Raw genomic sequence first — 18,027 nt, forward strand, 5'->3', positions numbered from 1 at the left:
GACGATGTCTGCCCGGCTGGCTAGTGTTGATTTCAACACCTAATGCCGGCCATTACTACACTAGGACGGGTCATGACACAGGCGGGACGCCAGAGTTCACCACGTAACGGTTCGGGACGCAACAGTTCTGGACGCAATGAGGCCAAGGGCGGCACGGGCCGCTCCAACGCCGGCGGCTTCTCCGGCCGCGGCGGCAGCGCCGGCGCTGGAAAGCGCAACTTCTCCCAGGGCGAGGGCCGCCCCTTCAAGGCTTCCAAGCCTCGCGAAGCGGCACCCTTCGATCCCGACAACCCCACATCGGCCGGCGACTACGATCGCGGCCAGGCCGCCAGGCCAGCCAAGCCTTTCCGGAAGCCCGGCTCCAACAAGCCCGGCTTCGGCAAGGCCCCCGGCACTCCCGGCGCATTGAAGCCCAAGGCAAAGCCGGCCAAGCAGTACGGTTCCAAGGCTTTCGGCAGCGAACGCTTCGGCCAGAACCTTGGTCCCATCCGGAAGCCGGGCCGCAACCGGGGTCCGCGCCAGGAAGTTCCGCAGTCCGATCTTCACGATGTTGACGGCGTGCGCCTGCAGAAGGTCATGGCCCAGGCCGGCGTGGCTTCCCGTCGCGTGTGCGAGGAAATGATCCTCGAAGGCCGCGTCGAGGTCGATGGCGTCGTCACTACCGAGCTTGGAATGCGCGTGGACCCCACCTCCGCTGTCATCCACGTTGACGGCATCCGGATCCAGCTGGACGAAACCCTCGTGTACATGGTCTTCAACAAGCCCAAGGGCGTCGTCTCCACCATGGAGGACCCCGAGGGCCGTCCCTGCATCAGCGACTTCCTGAAGAACAACAAGAACAAGGGCGAACGCCTGTTCCACGTTGGCCGTCTCGACGTCGCCACTGAGGGGCTGCTGCTGCTGACCAACGACGGCGAACTCGCCAACCGCTTGACGCACCCTTCCTATGAGGTGCCCAAGACGTACCTGGTCCAGGTGCGTGGCCCGTTCCCGCAGGGCGTCGGTGCGAAGCTGAAGAACGGCGTCGAGCTTGAAGACGGCGTGGCTGCCGTGGACTCCTTCCGTTTGGTGGACTCCACTCCGGGCCACGTCCTGATCGAGGTTGTCCTGCACTCAGGGAAGAACCGTATTGTGCGCCGGATGTTCGACGCCGTTGGGTTCCCGGTGGAACGGCTTGTCCGCGTCAAGGTCGGTCCCATTGGCTTGGGTGACCAGCGCCAGGGAAGCATCCGCAACCTCGGCAGGCAGGAAGTCGGACACCTCCTGGCATCTGTAGGGCTCTAGGGCATGTCGGCATTCGGTACGCACGGCCGGGGCCATCTTGATGGCCCGGTCGTCGTTCTCGGTACAGGTTTGCTCGGCGCAAGCATTGGCCTCGGCCTGCGCGGACGCGGGGTTCCGGTCTTTCTTTCCGATCCATCGCCCACCAATCAAGCGGTAGCGGTTGATATCGGGGCGGGCCGGCCTTTGGCGGAGCTGGACGAACAGCCCCAGCTGATAGTTGTCGCAGCCCCGCCGGACGTTACTTCGGACGTCGTGGAGAAGGCCCTGGCGGACTACCCGTCCGCCGTCGTTGTCGACATCGCCAGCGTCAAGGCCTCCATCCAAACGCAGCTGCGGGAACGCGGCGTGGATCTTTCCCGCTACGTTGGGACGCACCCCATGGCCGGGCGTGAGAAGTCGGGTCCGGTTGCGGCCAGGGGAGAGCTCTTCACCTCCATGCCGTGGGTTGTCTGCCCGTCGGAGGAAACCGCAAGTGATGCCCTCCAAACGGCGCGGTCACTTGCCGGGGACCTGGGCGCGATCGTCTCCCAGTTCACCGCCGATGAGCACGATGAAGCTGTGGCGTTGGTATCGCATTTGCCGCAAATCATGTCTTCGTTGCTGGCAAGCCGGCTTCAGGGCACGCCTCTGCATGCCCTTTCCCTGGCGGGCAACGGACTTCGCGACACCACCCGCATCGCGGCCAGCGATCCCACCCTTTGGGTGCAGATCCTGGGCGGCAACGCTGAGAAGGTGGTTTCCATCCTTCACGGTGTTCGGGAAGACCTTAATCGCCTGATCGGCACCCTTGAAGAACCCCTGGCGCCCGGCGCCCGGTTGGATCTGGCACAGCTGATCAGCGAGGGCAACGCAGGGCAGGCCAGGATTCCGGGCAAGCACGGCGGACCACCCCAGGCGTACTCGTGGCTCACCATCCTGGTGGACGACAAGCCCGGGCAGATCGCGCACCTCCTCACGGAGATCGGCGAGATCGGCGTGAACCTCGAAGACCTTCGGCTCGACCATTCGTCGGGACAGAACGTGGGCATGGTGGAGCTTTCCGTGCTTCCCAGCAAGCACGACCTCCTTGTTGAAGCTTTGACTGACCGTGGATGGCGGGTACTCCAGTAATGACGCGTGAATTTTTTGGCCCGGAGACCGTCGCCCGCCCGGGCAAGCCGCTGGTGATTGCCATCGACGGCCCTTCGGGATCGGGCAAGTCCAGTGTCAGCAAGGAAGTTGCCCGGCGCTTGAAGCTGGCGTACCTCGATACCGGGGCGATGTACCGAGCCCTGACGTGGTACTGCCTCAAGACCGGCGTGGACCTTCAGGATGGCGCGGCAGTGGAACAGGCTTCCAAGGCCATGCCCTTGGAGATCAGCACCACCACGGCTACCGAATACGTGGCTGTGGACGGCACTGACATTACGGATGAGATCCGGGACCCTATGATCTCTTCGTCCGTGAGCGCGGTCGCCACCACTCTTGGCGCCCGAACCGAGTTGATCCGTCGCCAGCGCGAGCTGATCGACCAGCACCACCACCGCATGGTGGTGGAAGGACGCGACATCACCACCGTCGTCGTTCCCAATGCTGAGGTCCGCATGCTCCTGACGGCGAGTGAGGAAGCAAGGCTTCGGCGTCGTGGAATCCAATTGGGCGGCACGCAGAGTAAAGAGCAGCTCGCCGCCCAAGTCATCCAGCGCGACGCCAAAGACTCAACGGTGGTGAACTTCACCCAGGCAGCCGATGGTGTGGTGACACTCGATTCTTCGGACCTGAACTTTGAGGAAACCGTGGAGACCGCCTTGGCGATCGTGAGCAAGGTTATCTATGGCGACTAAGAATCAGCTTCCCGCTGAGTGGTCCCGTCTGTGGAGCCGCCCGGTCGGGTGGTTCCTGGACCACATGATCTACCGGACCGTGGTGACGGGCAAAAGCAATGTGCCCGCCGCAGGGCCCGTGGTTTTCGCTGCCAACCACATCAGCTTCCTGGACGGGCCGGTGATGTTCGGCGCTTCGCCGCGTCCCATGCACATCCTGGTCAAGAAAGAGATGTTCAAAGGATTCCTGGGCAAGGTCCTCCGCGGCTCGGGACAAATACCAGTGGACCGGACCGGTGACCGCCTCGCCCTCCATATCGGCAAGGAACTGCTCGACGCCGGCCGTTGCGTCGGGATTCTGCCGGAAGGTACGCGGGGGAGCGGCGCGGCCGATAGCATCAGCAACGGAGTTGCCTGGCTCGCCATCAACTCAGGTGCAACTGTCATACCGGTCGCGATCCTCGGAACCCGCCAGGGCCTCGAGCACCGCGACCATATCCCCAAACCACGCCGGAAGCTCCATGTCAGCTTCGGCGAACCCATCACGGTGAAGCGCCGGAAGGGCGAACCGGGGCGTGTTTCAATGGACAGGGCGGCTGCGGAAATCCGTGAAGCCCTGGCAGAACACGTCCAGGACGCCATCCGGACCACAGGCCAGGGCCTGCCCCTGGAACTTGCGTCCGGAGAACCCACTCCGCAGCACCGCCACACAGCAGTAGCCGGGACGCCGGCAGACCACCACTAAGGAAAGTGCAATGAGCGATACGACTCAAAAATCCGGCCTCCACGGAGCCGGCGACGACGAATACACGCCCACCGGCACCGACCAGGTGGCTGAAAACCTGGCTGCCCTGGACGATGACGAGGCCGAGCTCCGTGCGGCCACCCTCCGGGCGGGCCTGGACGATTACGATCTCGACGAAGAAGATGCGGCGCTCCTCAGCGGCGAGTACGGCGATGAAGGCGACGAAGGTCCCCTCAAGCTTGACCCTGTCCTGGCGATCATCGGCCGTCCGAACGTGGGCAAGTCAACCCTGGTGAACCGAATCCTGGGCCGCCGTGAGGCAGTAGTCGAGGACACGCCGGGCGTAACCCGCGACCGCGTCATGTACTCGGCCCGCTGGAATGGCCGCAACTTCACCCTGGTGGATACCGGGGGATGGGAGCACGATGCCAAGGGCATCCACGCCCGTGTGGCAGAGCAGGCTGAGATGGCCGTGGAACTTGCGGACGCTGTTCTCTTCGTAGTGGACTCCGCCGTTGGCGCGACCGCCACTGACGAAGGCGTCATGAAGATGCTCCGCAAGAGCAAGAAGCCGGTCATCATGGTGGCCAACAAGGTGGACGACTTCGCCCAAGAGGCCGACTCCGCAGCGCTGTGGGGCCTTGGCTTCGGCCAGCCTTACCCGGTTTCCGCCCTCCACGGACGTGGAGTTGCCGACCTCCTGGACCACGTCATGGACACCCTGCCGGAGTTCTCCTTGGTGGACGGTGTGGAGCGTTCAGGCGGTCCCCGCCGTATCGCCCTGATCGGTCGCCCGAACGTTGGCAAGTCGTCGTTGCTGAATAAGCTTGCAGGCTCCGAACGCGTTGTGGTGGATCCGCTGGCTGGGACTACCCGTGACCCGGTGGACGAGTTCATTGAACTCGGTGACCGCACGTGGCGCTTCGTGGACACCGCGGGTATCCGCCGCCGCCAGCACATGGCCCAGGGAGCCGACTTCTACGCATCCCTGCGTACGCAGGCCGCGCTCGAAAAGGCGGAGGTCGCCGTCGTGCTCCTTGCCGTCGATGAAGTCCTTAGTGAGCAGGATGTACGCATTCTGCAGCTCGCCATTGAATCCGGCCGCGCGCTGGTTCTCGCCTTCAACAAGTGGGACCTGTTGGATGACGAGCGCCGCCGTTACCTCGAGCGCGAAATCGAGCAAGACCTGGCGCACGTCGAATGGGCTCCCCGGGTGAATATTTCGGCTAAGACCGGCTGGCACAAGGACCGCCTTGTCCCGGCACTGGATATTGCGCTGGAGAGCTGGGACCGTCGCATCCCCACGGGTCGCCTCAACGCATTCCTTGGTGAACTGGTAGCAGCGCACCCCCACCCGGTCCGTGGCGGAAAGCAGCCGCGCATCCTCTTCGGCACCCAGGCATCCAGCCGGCCGCCGAAGTTCGTGCTGTTCACCACCGGCTTCCTGGACCCCGGATACCGTCGCTTCATCACGCGTCGCCTCCGCGAAACGTTCGGCTTCGAGGGCACGCCCATCGAGGTCAACATGCGCGTTCGCGAGAAGCGTGGCAAGAAGCGCTAAGTGAGACGGGCATCACAGTCGAGTTTGGCTGTGATGGCGTCTCCGACCTCCAACTTCGTGTAAGCTTTTGGAGGTGGTTCGGCCGGACTGCTTAGGTGGGACTCTTCGGAGGAAAACTTAGGCGGAGAACGGTAGGACCAGCGGGCTGTAGCGCAGCTTGGTAGCGCACTTGACTGGGGGTCAAGGGGTCGCAGGTTCAAATCCTGTCAGCCCGACCATAAAGGCCGGAATCGCGTGGAAACACGGGATTCCGGCCTTTGGTCGTTAACGGGCCAAGCGCGCCCGGGCTTGTTCGTTGTACGCGCCGTTAAGGGCCGGATACAACGAACGAGCCCGGGACCCGGCTAGACCTTCTGCAGGGCGCCCAGGGCCCGCACCAGCGGTTCAAGCTCCGGAACCTGTTCCGCCGACGCCAGCGCCGCCGCCAGCGTCTCGTCGTGGACGGGTTTGACCGCCTCGAGCAGCTTCTGGCCGGGCAGCGTCAGCTCGGTGTAAATGCCGCGTCGGTCATCCGCGCACAGGATGCGGGTGAGCAGCCCGCGGTCTTCGAGTCGGTTAACCAGTCGGGTGGTCGCGCTGCTGGAGAGGGCCGTAGCGCGGGCCAACTGCTGCATTCGCATGTGCCAGCCATCCTGGCGGCTTAACGCATCCAGCACCGTGTACTCCACCACCGACAGCTCGCTCGATGTCTGGAGTGCCTTCTCCAACTCGGCTTCGATGCTTCCGTGGAGGGCCGCAAGGGTGCGCCAGCCCTGTGCCCGTACTTCTACGGCGTCATCCTTGATGCCCATGTCTGCTGTGCTCCTGCCTTGATGTCGGGTGGTTCGCGACGCATCCGAAAGTAGTTGCTTGCGCAAGTATCTAGCGTGTGCAACTATATATAGAGCGTCTGCAACTATTATTCTACGGCTCCCGGCGGCGCAGTTCCACTTGCCGGGGAGCCACCCAATTAAGGAGTTCCACATGCCTGCAGGGTTGATTGCCCTTGCCCTCGGCGGATTTGGCATCGGGCTGACCGAGTTCGTGATCATGGGCCTGTTGCCGGAGGTTGCTGCCGACTTCGCAGTCAGCGAGGCGTCGGCTGGCTGGTTCATCTCCGGCTACGCCCTCAGCGTCACGGTCGGCGCCCTCTTGGTGACGGCTGCAGTCACCAGGCTGCCGCGCAAGCCCGTCCTCATCGGATTGCTGGTGTTGTTCATTGCCGGCAACTTCCTGTCTGCGATCGCCGACAGTTATACGGCCATGCTGATCGGCCGCATCGTGGCCGCACTGTGCCACGGCGCGTTCTTCGGCATTGGCTCCGTTGTGGCCGCGAGCCTCGTGCCCGCGCACAAGAAGGCCGGGGCCATCGCCATCATGTTCACGGGCCTCACCGCGGCCAATGTCCTGGGTGTTCCCTTCGGAACATTGCTGGGCCAGAACTTCGGCTGGCGATCAACGTTCTGGGCCATTACCGCGATTGGCGTTGTCGCGTTGCTTGGCATTGCACTGATGGTTCCCAAGGCCAGCACTGGGCCAACCAAAGGACTTCGCAGCGAACTGGGTGCCTTCAAGTCCGGTCAGGTGTGGCTGTCCCTCATCGTGACCATCCTCGGCTTTGGCGGCATGTTCGGCGCCTTTACCTACATTGCCTTCACCCTCACTGAAGTCTCAGGGTTTGAGTCCAGTGCCGTCCCGTGGCTCCTGGTGCTCTTCGGCGGCGGTCTGTTCGTTGGCAACTTCCTGGGAGGCAAAGCCGCCGACAAGGCCTTGGACAAGACCCTCATCGTCATCCTCGCCGGTCTTGTAGTGGTCCTCGTCTTCTTTGCGCTCACTGCAAGCAGCAGCATCGCCACGCTGATCTCATTGGCACTCATGGGTGGATTTGGCTTCGGTACTGTTCCCGGCCTCCAGATGCGCGTGATGCAGTTTGCCTCCTCAGCACCAACGCTGGCGTCCGGTGCAAACATCGGTGCTTTCAACCTTGGCAACGCCCTCGGTGCCTGGCTCGGCGGGGTGACCATTACCGCCGGCCTCGGGTACACCTCGCCCATCTGGGCGGGTGCCGGCATTACCGTCGCCGCACTGCTCGTCATGCTTGCCGCAGCCGCAGCAGCCAAGCGCGGGGGAGACACGGCACCCGCTGCAACTCCCGACGTCGAACGCGAACCGCACGAGGCGAGCGTCGCCTGACCCTGGACAACGGTCAAGAAGGAGCCCGCCGCGAATCATTGCGCGGCGGGCTTTTCGCGTCCTAGATGGTGGATGCGGGGTTCTGCTTTTCCGCTTCAGAGTTCTTCGCAGCCCTGGCGCGTTCGTTTTCTGCCTGCTTAAGCGCCTTCATTTGCTTGCCCCGCCGCCGCCACAACGCCCACAGGACGGTGACTCCAATGAAGACCACCACGGCGGCAATGGCAGAAACAGCGGTCCATGTTGTAAAGAACCCTGCATCCACGCTCAGCGTACGCTGGCCGGCGTGAGCTGACTCCGTCGTGCCGAAAGCAATGCCGGCGGTGAGCAGGTTGGGAGTAGCGATGGCGACGGCCACCAGGAGAATGACGATTTTCCAAGGCCACGTCACGGCTCTGCGAGTGGCCTGCCATGCCACCAGAAGTGGAATGAAAGTAAAGACAAAACCGTAGAACATGCCCACCAGGACGCTAGCGCCAAGATCGCGCCTGATCTGCCCGGCAATGACATCAGACCACCAGCGGGGAAGGATGGCACCCAAAATAAAGTAGGCGGCCACAGCGACAAGCAATACCACCAGGATCAGGATTATTTTCACGCCCCAGTTGCGCTTTTTCTGAGCTGGTACTTGTGCTTGTTCAGTCATGGGTCAATCATGGCAGAGACCCCCTCAGGTGCAGGGGAAATGTGCCTATACTTTCAGCGGTGGCCACCAGCACAGGCCGCCGTCGAGGTTCGTAAATGTCCCGATGAAAGGCCACCCGTGAGCAACATTCCTGAAGAACTTTCCTACACCGCAGAACACGAGTGGGTCACCGCTCCGGATGCTGACGGCGTCGTGCGGATTGGTATTACCGACTTTGCGCAGGACGCCCTGGGGGATGTCGTCTATGCCCAGATGCCTGAACCGGGGACAAAAGTCACTGGCAACGAAGTTGTTGGCGAAGTTGAGTCCACCAAAAGCGTCAGTGATATCTACGCCCCGGTGAGCGGCGAAGTCATCAATCGCAATGACGCACTGGATACCGATCCTGCCCTGATTAACTCTGACCCGTACGGCGAAGGTTGGCTCATTGAGGTAAAGCTCGCAGAAGCAGATGCAGTGGATTCCCTGCTCAGTGCATCGGAGTACGAACAACAGGTAGGCTAAAGTTATCTGGCCCGCCAGGCTGTTATTCCTTAGCGGGAAAGCGCCGGCGGGCCAGCAACCGATTTGCCCGGCGGTACCGGGATGCGGAAGTGGCTGGCAGGGTTTGGAACTGCCGGCGGATGAGGAGGAAATTCCATGGTTGGCGGCGAACAGAATCAAGCCAATGTCGGGAACGGCGCGGAGGAACAGCCTACGTCGGAGACCACCTCGATCAGCATCACGCCAACGTGGGACGAGCCGAGCATTGCCCCCAAGTTGGCTCCCGAAGAGCGTGCGTCCGTAGATGCACTGCCGCCGAACTCGGCTTTGCTCATTGCCCATAGTGGACCTAATGCCGGCGCCCGGTTCCTCCTGGACGCGGACACCACCACCGCTGGCCGGCACCCGGATGCCGATATCTTCCTGGACGACGTCACGGTGTCCCGGAAGCACGTCCAATTCCTCCGCTCAGCGTCGGGCTTTGAGCTCGTGGACATGGGCAGCCTCAACGGAACGTATGTCAACCACGATCGCGTGGACCGCGTGCAGCTGAAGAGCGGCAATGAGGTTCAGATCGGCAAGTTCCGGTTGACCTACTACCTGAGCCCTGTCCGCGCAGCAGGCCAAGTCTGACGGGGTATCTGCCTGTGGCTATTGCCCAGCCGGACCGCCGCGGACCGCAGGTCCTGAACATTGGGGAAGTCCTCGCCCAACTGGGCGACGACTTCCCTGGGATGACTGCATCCAAGATCCGCTTCCTTGAGGAAAAGGGGCTCATCAACCCGAAGAGAACCCCCGCCGGCTACAGGCAGTATGCGGACAGTGACGTCGAGCGTCTCCGATTCGTCCTTGCGCTGCAACGCGATCAATACCTGCCCTTGAAGGTCATCAAGGATTACCTCGATGCCATAGACCGCGGTGAGCGTCCGGAGAACCTTCCGCCCGGAGTCACTGTCTCACCCAGGGTGGTTTCGGCCGGTATGGCTGCTGAAGTGCAGGGGCGGGCGCGCGCGCTGACAGAAGAGCAGTTGCGTGCTGAGTCGGGCGCCAGTGTGCCCTTGCTGGAGTCCCTCCTGAGCTTTGGTTTGATCAGCCACGTGGGTGGCCGGTTTGATGAACACGCGCTCCAGGTAGCGCGCGCTTGTGTTCAATTGGAGGGTCACGGACTTGAGCCCCGGCACCTTCGTCCCTTTCAGGCTGCCGCCGAACGGGAATTCGGCCTCGTTGAACGTGCCGTTGCGCCGTTGACCTCCCGACGTGACGCCGCTTCACAGGCCCGCGCAGCGGAGGCCGCACGCGAGATCAGCGATCTCTGCCTCACTCTGCACAGGGCTCTCGTCCACGATCGCATCTCCCGGATGGACAGCTGATGATCGAAGTCGAAATCGTCGGCGTCCGGATCGAACTGCCGTCGAACCAGCCGTTGGTTCTCCTTCGGGAACTCAACGGTGAGAGGCACGTTCCCATCTGGATCGGCACTCCCGAAGCCAGTGCCATCGCGCTGGCCCAACAGGGGGTCGTCCCGCCGCGTCCGATGACCCACGACCTCTTGGTCGACGTCGTCGAATCTCTGGGGCACTCCATCATCAGCGTCAACATCGTTGCTGTTGAGGACAACATTTTCTACGGACAACTGCAGTTCGACGACGGCACCGTGGTCAGCTCGCGTGCTTCAGATGCGCTGGCGCTGGCTCTCCGGGCAAAGTGCCGCATTTGGTGTGCTGACGCCGTCATGGAAGAGGCGGGCGTCCGCATCACCGAGCACGATGAAGGCGAAGACTCGGAGCCGGATCCAAGCGTGGATGAGGAGCGCGAAATGCGGCGCTTCCGCGAGTTCCTGGACGACGTCGAACCCGAGGATTTCGAAGGCTGAATCACCCTAAGCCTAAAGTTGAGGGTGAAAGTTTCGACACGACTGGAATTTCGGGCCAAGGTCTTTGACCTCGGCCCCGGACGGGCCTAACGTCGAAGATATCAAGTTCCCGTTGCATACACTGCCTGCGCAAGTCACACTGGAAGGTGCGGACCTGCGGGAATTACACTGCTGCATTTCGGTGTTGTGTCAGGGTATGCACCGTCCCCAAGGGAACTGAGAACAAGGAGGTCACGTGAGTCCGAAAGGCGAAGCAGGCGAGCTGAAGCAGGCCTCGACCGGCATTGCTGCGCCCGCATCCGGCGCCCAAGGTTTGCTCTTCACAGAGGACCTTCCGGTGCTGGACGAGGACGCGGGCTACCGCGGTCCCACTGCATGCAAGGCCGCAGGCATCACGTACCGCCAACTCGACTACTGGGCACGTACAGGCCTGGTTGAACCCGCAGTGCGTGGCGCTGCCGGATCCGGGTCCCAGCGGCTCTATGGGTTCCGGGACATTCTGGTTCTCAAGGTGGTCAAACGCCTCCTGGATACGGGTGTTTCGTTGCAGCAGATCCGTACCGCCGTGGAGCACCTTCGTGAGCGCGGCGTTGAGGACCTTGCACAGATCACGCTGATGAGCGATGGCGCAAGTGTCTACGAATGTACGTCTGCCGATGAAGTCATCGACCTCGTCCAAGGCGGACAGGGTGTCTTTGGCATCGCCGTTGGGCGCGTATGGCGGGAAGTCGAGGGAAGCCTTGCCGCTCTTCCGAGTGAGCACGCCGCGGAGCAGTCCTTTCCGGACGACGAACTGAGCAAACGGCGCGTGGCACGCCGTATCGGCTAAGTGCCGGCACCCCGCAACGAAAACTTAAAGAGAAAAAGCCTCTTCCCTCGAGGGAAGGGGCTTTTCTGTTGGCGGAACTCCGCAGTTGTTCGGCCGCGCTGCTGCACTTAGCGCTGGCGGCGGTCCCGCAAAGATGGTTGTCCCGCCAGGAGGCTCTCCAGAAGCGCATCGAAAAGCTTGGCGGAATTTTTGGCAGAGTCTCCGGGCCAGTGGTGAACAGAGTGGGCGGCGCCTTGAATCTGCTGCCAGTTGGCCTGTTCCGGAATGTGGGGTGTCAACAGCAACTCGCCGAACATGGACTCCATCTCAGCCAAGCGGAACGTGTGCTCTGCCGATCCGGTCCGTACCCGGTTGGCAACGATGCCGGCTGGGGCAAGGTTGGGGGCGAACTCCTGCCGGAAGAGTTGAATGGCCCGCATGGTTCGTTCGGTGCCGGCAACGGAAAACAACCCTGGTTCGGCCACGAGGACCACGCGGTCGCTTGCGCTCCAGGCCATACGGGTCAGGCCATTGAGCGACGGGGGGCAGTCCACCAGAACGAGTTCGTAGTTGGTGGTGCCTGCCAGCACGGCGGACAGCCTGCGAAGGTCGCGGCGGCCCAGGTCCGGGCGGTCGTAGATGCCAGTGAAGGCGGAGCCCACTGCAACATCCAAGGTGCCGCTGCTGGAACCGTTGGTGACCCAGCCGCTGCCAGCCACATTTTCCTGGAGCCTTGCCTTTCGAGGGCTTTTCAGCATTCGCCCGATGTCGAGTTGCCCGCCCGGCTGGACGCCGAGGGCCGTGGTGGCATCGGCGTGGGGATCGAGGTCCACCACCAGAGTAGGGATTCCGGCCGCGAGGGCCGCTGACGCCAGGCCAGTGGTCACGGACGTCTTTCCCACTCCACCTTTGAGGCTGCTGATGCTGACTACTTGCACTTGAAAACCCAAAACCTAACGCCGGTTGCCGTATCGCGCTGATTCGGCTCCGGAAGCGCCGGAGCCGGGGCTTGCCGAAGCCCCCTCAACATCATATGGTGCATCGCGGTCGAATCCCGCTTTCTACGCGCCCGACCGCAGCGGAGATGGTTGGCAATAGCATGCCGCCGGATCGCGCGCACGCATATACAGCCCACATGACGATTCCTTTGTGATGGTTGCCACAAAGATTTGTGTTTGATGCTGGCGGCACTACACACTGTGACCACCGACCGATCCACCCGCAATGATGCAGGAGAAGTATGTTTTCGAAAATTCTGGTGGCCAATCGCGGCGAAATCGCGATCAGGGCGTTTCGCGCTGGTTATGAGCTGGGCGCCAAGACCGTAGCCGTCTTTCCGCACGAGGACCGTAACTCGATCCACCGGCAGAAGGCCGACGAAGCTTACCTGATCGGCGAGGTGGGCCATCCCGTCCGCGCCTACCTGGACGTGGAGGAGGTTGTCCGCGTCGCCAAGGAAGCCGGCGCAGACGCCATTTACCCCGGCTATGGCTTCCTCTCGGAGAACCCGGACCTCGCACGTGCTGCGAAAGCGGCGGGCATCACGTTCGTGGGCCCGCCCGCGGAGGTCCTGGAACTCGCAGGCAACAAGGTTGCCGCCCTGGAAGCCGCCCGCAAGGCAGGCGTACCTGTCCTCAAGTCCAGCAAGCCTTCCAAGGACCTGGACGAGCTCATTGCCGCTGCCGACGACATTGGGTTCCCCATCTTCGCCAAGGCTGTTGCCGGCGGTGGCGGACGTGGAATGCGTCGCGTCGAGACGCGCGAAGCCCTTCCGGAAGCATTGCAGTCCGCCATGCGCGAGGCTGACGCAGCCTTTGGCGACCCCACGATGTTCCTCGAGCAGGCAGTGCTGCGTCCCCGCCACATTGAAGTGCAGATTCTGGCTGATGCCGAGGGCAACGTCATGCACCTCTTTGAACGTGACTGTTCGCTGCAGCGCCGCCACCAGAAAGTCGTGGAAATTGCGCCGGCCCCAAACCTGGATGAGAACATCCGGCAGGCGCTCTACCGCGATGCCGTCGCTTTCGCCAAGGCCCTGAACTACGTCAACGCAGGAACCGTCGAGTTCCTGGTGGATACCGAGGGCGAACGCGCCGGCCAGCACGTCTTCATCGAAATGAACCCCCGTATCCAGGTTGAGCACACGGTGACCGAAGAGATCACGGATGTGGACCTCGTACAGGCCCAGATGCGCATTGCCTCGGGGGAGACCCTCGCGGACCTCGGCCTGAGCCAGGAGACAGTGTCCATCAAGGGCGCCGCGCTTCAGTGCCGCATCACCACAGAGGATCCTGCCAACGGTTTCCGTCCGGACGTCGGAAAGATCACCGGCTACCGCTCTGCCGGCGGCGCCGGTGTAAGGCTCGACGGCGGCACCGTTTACTCGGGTGCCGAGATCAGCCCGCACTTCGACTCCATGCTGGTGAAGCTGACGTGCCGTGGCCGTGACTACCCCGCAGCGGTTGCCCGCGCCCGCCGTGGCCTTGCCGAGTTCCGCATCCGCGGCGTGTCCACCAACATCCCCTTCCTGCAGGCCGTCCTCGCGGACCCGGATTTCAACGCAGGCAACGTGGCCACGGACTTCATTGACAAGCGTCCTGAACTGCTCAAGTCTCACATCTCCGCAGACCGCGGCACCAAACTGCTCACCTGGCTGGCCGAGGTCACCGTGAACAAGCCGAACGGCGAGCTCACGGTCCACTCTGATCCGGCCAGCAAGCTGCCCGTGATCGAGGGGTCGGTTCCCACCTCAGGTTCACGCCAGAAGCTGCAGGAGCTCGGGCCCGAGGGATTCGCCAAGGCGCTTCGCGAGCAGCAGGCCTTGGCCGTCACGGACACCACTTTCCGCGACGCCCACCAGTCGCTCCTGGCCACCCGTGTCCGTACCCGCGACCTCGTAGCAGCCGGCCCGGCAGTTACGGCACTGATGCCGGAGCTGTTTTCCGTGGAAGCCTGGGGCGGTGCCACCTACGATGTTGCCCTCCGTTTCCTCGGGGAGGACCCCTGGGACCGTTTGGCGGCGCTGCGCCAGGCATTGCCCAACACCTGCCTCCAGATGCTTCTCCGCGGACGCAACACAGTTGGTTACACGCCGTACCCGGAAGAAGTGACCGAAGCTTTCGTCAACGAGGCAGCAGCCACGGGCATCGACATCTTCCGCATCTTCGACGCCCTCAACGATGTCAACCAGATGGCGCCGGCTATCCGGGCCGTCCGCGCAACCGGCACCGCTGTCGCTGAGGTGGCACTGTGCTACACCGGCAACCTCCTGGACCCCAACGAGGACCTGTACACACTCGACTACTACCTGGACCTGGCCCAGAAAATCGTCGACGCCGGTGCACACATCCTGGCCATCAAGGACATGGCTGGCCTGCTTCGTCCGGCCGCGGCCGCCAAGTTGGTCACAGCCCTGCGTGAGCGCTTCGACCTGCCGGTGCACCTGCACACGCACGACACTGCAGGTGGCCAGCTCGCCACCCTTTTGGCAGCTGTCGACGCCGGTGTGGACGCGGTTGACGTCGCTGCGGCCTCCTTGGCCGGCACCACCAGCCAGCCTGCTGCTTCGGCACTCGTTGCGGCATTGGCCAACACTCCCCGCGACACGGGCCTCAGCCTGGAAAATGTCGGCGCCATGGAGCCTTACTGGGAAGCCGTTCGCCGTGTCTACGCACCCTTTGAGTCAGGCCTGCCAGGCCCGACAGGTCGCGTTTACCAGCACGAAATCCCGGGTGGCCAGCTGTCCAACCTTCGTCAGCAGGCAATTGCCTTGGGCCTGGGGGAGCAGTTCGAAGCCATTGAGGACATGTACACGGCAGCAGACCGGATCTTGGGCCGTCTGGTCAAGGTGACGCCGTCCTCCAAGGTGGTGGGCGATCTTGCCCTGCACCTCGTGGGACTGAACGCGGATCCTGCGGACTTCAATGAGAACCCGCAGAACTACGACATCCCGGACTCCGTCATCGGCTTCCTCTCAGGTGAACTGGGTGATCCTCCCGGAGGCTGGCCCGAGCCGTTCCGCACCAAGGCCCTTCAGGGGCGCAGCGTCAAGGTGCGCGATGTTGAGATCAGTGCAGAAGACAGCTCTGCGCTCAAGGCGGACTCCAAGACCCGCCAGCACACGCTGAACCGTCTGCTTTTCGCGGGTCCCACCAAGGACTACCTGAAGAGTGTGGACACCTACGGCAATATCTCAGTGCTGGACACGCGTGACTACCTGTACGGTTTCCAGCAGGGCTCGGAGCATGTGATCGAGCTGGAGAAGGGTGTCCGCCTCATTGCGCAGCTTGAGGCAGTGTCCGAAGCAGACGAAAAGGGTATGCGCACGGTGATGTGCACGCTCAACGGCCAGTCCCGTCCCGTGGTTGTCCGTGACCGTTCGGTGGTGAGCAACGTCAAGGCAGCCGAGAAGGCCGACACCGCCCAGCCCGGACAGGTTGCTGCCCCCTTCGCAGGTGCCGTGACCGTGACAGTCAAGGCCGGCGATGTGGTCAACGCTGGTGACACCGTTGCAACCATCGAGGCAATGAAGATGGAAGCGTCCATCACGACGCCGGTAGCCGGCACGGTCTCGCGCCTCGCCATCTCATCGGTGGAGCAGGTCCAGGGCGGCGACTTGCTGCTGGTGATCGGCTAGCGGTCCGCACGCAAAAGTACCCCGTCCGGATAATCCGGACGGGGTACTTTTTTGTTCAGTTAAGTTCAGTCATGTTCAATAACAGGTGTCCTGCTGTGCCGGATTCAGGATGCGCGGGGTGCCGAGTACATTTCCTCGATCACGGCGTCGAAGTCCTTCATGACCTGTGCTCGCTTGACCTTGAGGGAAGGAGTGAGATGACCCGAGGCTTCGGTGAAATCGGCTGGAACAATCCGGAAGGACTTGATGGCCTCAGCCTGGGACACGGTCTGGTTGGCCTTGGAAATGAGTTCCTGTACAGCGGCCTTCACCACTGCGTGTTCCGTGGCCTCGCCCAGTGTGGTGCCCGAGGGGAGTCCGTGGCGTTCAAGCCAGCCGGGGAGCGCTTCTTCATCCAGGGTGACGAGTGCGCCGATGAACGGCCGGTTGTCTCCCACCACCAGGACCTGGGAAACCAAGGCATCCGCCCGGATCTGATCCTCCAGCAACGCCGGAACCACGTTCTTTCCACCGGCGGTGACGATGATTTCCTTCTTGCGACCGGTGATCTTCAGGAAGCCGTTGCTGTCCAGCTCGCCAATGTCGCCAGTACGGAACCAGCCGTCAGCGAAGGTTTCTTCAGTGAGGTCCTCGCGCTTGTAATAGCCGCGCATGACGCAGACGCCCTTGGCGAGGATCTCGCCGTCGTCGGCGATCTTGACGGAGTTGCCCGGCAGGGGAGCGCCCACTGTGCCGATCCTGATCATGGAGGGCGTGTTGACGGAAATGGGTGCTGTGGTTTCGGTCAAGCCGTAACCCTCCAGGATCTGGAGGCCGATGCCTTGGAAGAAGTGGCCCAAGCGTTCGCCCAGAGGGCCGCCGCCGGAGACGGCGTGGGCGACGTGGCCGCCCATGGCGGCGCGAAGTTTTCCATAAACCAGTTTGTCGAATACTGCGTGCTTGATCTTCAGGCCGAGCCCCACGGAACCGGACTGGCGCGCCTTCGAGTAGGCAATTGCTGTGTCCACTGCCCGATGGAAGATGGCACCCTTGCCGCCGTCCTCGGCCTTGGTCAGCGCGGAGTTGTACACCTTCTCGAAAACGCGGGGTACGGCGAGGATGAAGGTTGGCTGGAAACTCTGGAGGTCGGGTAGCAGGTGCTTGATGTCCGGAGTGTGGGCAACCTGCACGCCGCCGGCCACGGCCAGGACCGAGATGAAGCGCGCAAAGACGTGGGCCAGCGGCAGGAACATGATGGTTTTGGCTGACTCGTTGACGACTTCCGGAAGTGCCACCCGGGCATTTTCGGAAAGTTCCACGAAGTTGCCATGGGTCAGTTCACACCCCTTCGGCCTGCCCGTGGTACCCGAGGTGTAAATGATGGTGGCGAGGTCGGCAAGGCCGGCCGAGGAACGGCGGGACTCCAGCTCGTCGTCCGGGACTCCGGCGCCGGCGGCGCGCAAGGCATCAAGTCCGGCGCCTTCAAGCTGCCAGACGTTGGCCACCGATGTGATGTCCTCTGCGGCCACGGCCTGGCGAATGACGTCCTCATGGTGCGATGCTTCGCCAAAGGCGGCCACGGCGCCTGAGTCACCCAGGTTCCATGCCACTTGCGAAGGGGACGACGTTTCGTAGATCGGGACCGAGACGGCTCCGGCAAACCAGATGGCGAAGTCCACCAAGGACCATTCGTACCGGGTGCGGGACATAATGCCCACGCGGTCGCCTACGCCAACGCCACTCGCAATGAGGCCTTTTGCCAAAGCCCTCACGTCTTTGAGGAAGTCCGTGGCGCGGATGTCCTGCCACTGTCCGCTGTTGTCCAGCTTTGCAAACAGTGCAGGGTTGGATGCCTTTTCCGCCTCCCGGATCACGAGGTCGGTGATGTTGGTTTCCGGGGCGATGTTCACGAGGGGAGGAACACTGATTTCACGCACGGTAGCTCCTTTGATATCCACGGGCCACGAGAGGGCTGCTTTCACTCTAGTATGCCCGCTCGCGGAGGTGTGTTCTATTTCACCTACTGGCGAGTAACTTTACG

16 protein-coding genes and 1 tRNA gene are annotated in these 18,027 nt (G+C 62.7%); 13 read left to right on the plus strand and 4 right to left on the minus strand.

Annotated elements, in window-relative coordinates; all coding sequences use genetic code 11:
* Window positions 1-72 precede the first annotated feature (72 nt).
* The 6 genes from N7568_RS20155 (at window position 73) to N7568_RS20180 (ending at window position 5,610) form a co-directional block, all read left to right on the plus strand.
* Complete coding sequence (locus tag N7568_RS20155; protein ID WP_261611552.1) at window positions 73-1,284, plus strand: pseudouridine synthase; 1,212 nt, start codon at window positions 73-75, stop codon at window positions 1,282-1,284.
* Window positions 1,285-1,287: 3 nt separating this feature from the next.
* On the plus strand, window positions 1,288-2,394 hold the full coding sequence (locus tag N7568_RS20160) for a prephenate dehydrogenase (RefSeq protein ID WP_261611553.1): 1,107 nt from the start codon (window positions 1,288-1,290) through the stop codon (window positions 2,392-2,394).
* The gene (gene cmk / locus N7568_RS20165) at window positions 2,394-3,107 is read left to right on the plus strand and encodes a (d)CMP kinase (RefSeq protein WP_261611554.1); all 714 of its coding nucleotides are present in this window, start codon (window positions 2,394-2,396) and stop codon (window positions 3,105-3,107) included. The genes N7568_RS20160 and cmk overlap by 1 nt, the downstream gene beginning before the upstream one ends.
* Entirely contained in the window at window positions 3,097-3,831 is a 735-nt protein-coding gene (locus tag N7568_RS20170) for a lysophospholipid acyltransferase family protein (RefSeq protein ID WP_261611555.1), read from the plus strand. The genes cmk and N7568_RS20170 overlap by 11 nt, the downstream gene beginning before the upstream one ends.
* Before the next feature lie 10 nt (window positions 3,832-3,841).
* The gene (gene der, locus N7568_RS20175) at window positions 3,842-5,392 is read left to right on the plus strand and encodes a ribosome biogenesis GTPase Der (protein ID WP_062067824.1); all 1,551 of its coding nucleotides are present in this window, start codon (window positions 3,842-3,844) and stop codon (window positions 5,390-5,392) included.
* 141 nt (window positions 5,393-5,533) lie between these two features.
* Window positions 5,534-5,610 (plus strand) — tRNA-Pro (locus N7568_RS20180).
* A 126-nt stretch (window positions 5,611-5,736) separates the two neighbouring features.
* On the opposite strand, the gene N7568_RS20185 is transcribed toward N7568_RS20180, so the two are convergent.
* A complete protein-coding gene (locus N7568_RS20185; RefSeq protein WP_261611709.1) occupies window positions 5,737-6,183 on the minus strand; it encodes a MarR family winged helix-turn-helix transcriptional regulator in 447 nt (148 codons plus the stop codon).
* A 172-nt stretch (window positions 6,184-6,355) separates the two neighbouring features.
* Between N7568_RS20185 and N7568_RS20190 the strand changes: the two genes are divergently transcribed.
* Complete coding sequence (locus N7568_RS20190) at window positions 6,356-7,564, plus strand: MFS transporter (RefSeq protein WP_261611556.1); 1,209 nt, start codon at window positions 6,356-6,358, stop codon at window positions 7,562-7,564.
* A gap of 61 nt (window positions 7,565-7,625) precedes the next feature.
* Here N7568_RS20190 and N7568_RS20195 read toward each other — a convergent pair whose 3' ends face one another.
* Entirely contained in the window at window positions 7,626-8,207 is a 582-nt protein-coding gene (locus tag N7568_RS20195; protein WP_261611557.1) for a hypothetical protein, read from the minus strand.
* Window positions 8,208-8,324: 117 nt separating this feature from the next.
* Between N7568_RS20195 and gcvH the strand changes: the two genes are divergently transcribed.
* The 5 genes from gcvH to N7568_RS20220 all read left to right on the plus strand — a co-directional run bounded on the left by gcvH (window position 8,325) and on the right by N7568_RS20220 (window position 11,392).
* The gene (gene gcvH, locus N7568_RS20200; RefSeq protein ID WP_172322041.1) at window positions 8,325-8,711 is read left to right on the plus strand and encodes a glycine cleavage system protein GcvH; all 387 of its coding nucleotides are present in this window, start codon (window positions 8,325-8,327) and stop codon (window positions 8,709-8,711) included.
* A 135-nt stretch (window positions 8,712-8,846) separates the two neighbouring features.
* Window positions 8,847-9,323, plus strand: coding sequence for an FHA domain-containing protein (locus N7568_RS20205; RefSeq protein WP_261611558.1), 477 nt, complete (start codon window positions 8,847-8,849; stop codon window positions 9,321-9,323).
* A gap of 20 nt (window positions 9,324-9,343) precedes the next feature.
* Window positions 9,344-10,060: a transcriptional regulator FtsR gene (gene ftsR, locus N7568_RS20210; RefSeq protein ID WP_261611710.1), complete on the plus strand. Its 717-nt coding sequence runs from the start codon at window positions 9,344-9,346 to the stop codon at window positions 10,058-10,060.
* A complete protein-coding gene (locus N7568_RS20215; RefSeq protein ID WP_026548570.1) occupies window positions 10,060-10,563 on the plus strand; it encodes a bifunctional nuclease family protein in 504 nt (167 codons plus the stop codon). Before ftsR ends, N7568_RS20215 begins: the two co-directional genes overlap by 1 nt.
* 235 nt (window positions 10,564-10,798) lie before the next feature.
* Window positions 10,799-11,392 (plus strand): MerR family transcriptional regulator, encoded by a 594-nt coding sequence (locus N7568_RS20220; protein WP_275965381.1) that lies wholly within the window; start codon window positions 10,799-10,801, stop codon window positions 11,390-11,392.
* 107 nt (window positions 11,393-11,499) lie between these two features.
* On the opposite strand, the gene N7568_RS20225 is transcribed toward N7568_RS20220, so the two are convergent.
* Complete coding sequence (locus N7568_RS20225; RefSeq protein ID WP_261611559.1) at window positions 11,500-12,309, minus strand: ParA family protein; 810 nt, start codon at window positions 12,307-12,309, stop codon at window positions 11,500-11,502.
* Window positions 12,310-12,611: 302 nt separating this feature from the next.
* Here N7568_RS20225 and N7568_RS20230 point away from each other — a divergent pair, with 302 nt between their 5' ends.
* On the plus strand, window positions 12,612-16,007 hold the full coding sequence (locus N7568_RS20230) for a pyruvate carboxylase (RefSeq protein ID WP_261611560.1): 3,396 nt from the start codon (window positions 12,612-12,614) through the stop codon (window positions 16,005-16,007).
* Between the two features lie 104 nt (window positions 16,008-16,111).
* Here the strand turns inward: N7568_RS20230 and N7568_RS20235 are convergent, their stop codons facing one another.
* Window positions 16,112-17,923 (minus strand): AMP-dependent synthetase/ligase, encoded by a 1,812-nt coding sequence (locus N7568_RS20235; protein WP_261611561.1) that lies wholly within the window; start codon window positions 17,921-17,923, stop codon window positions 16,112-16,114.
* Window positions 17,924-18,027: the final 104 nt, after the last annotated feature.

Source organism: Paenarthrobacter aurescens, from assembly GCF_025421775.1.
GTDB classification, from domain to species: domain Bacteria; phylum Actinomycetota; class Actinomycetes; order Actinomycetales; family Micrococcaceae; genus Arthrobacter; species Arthrobacter aurescens_B.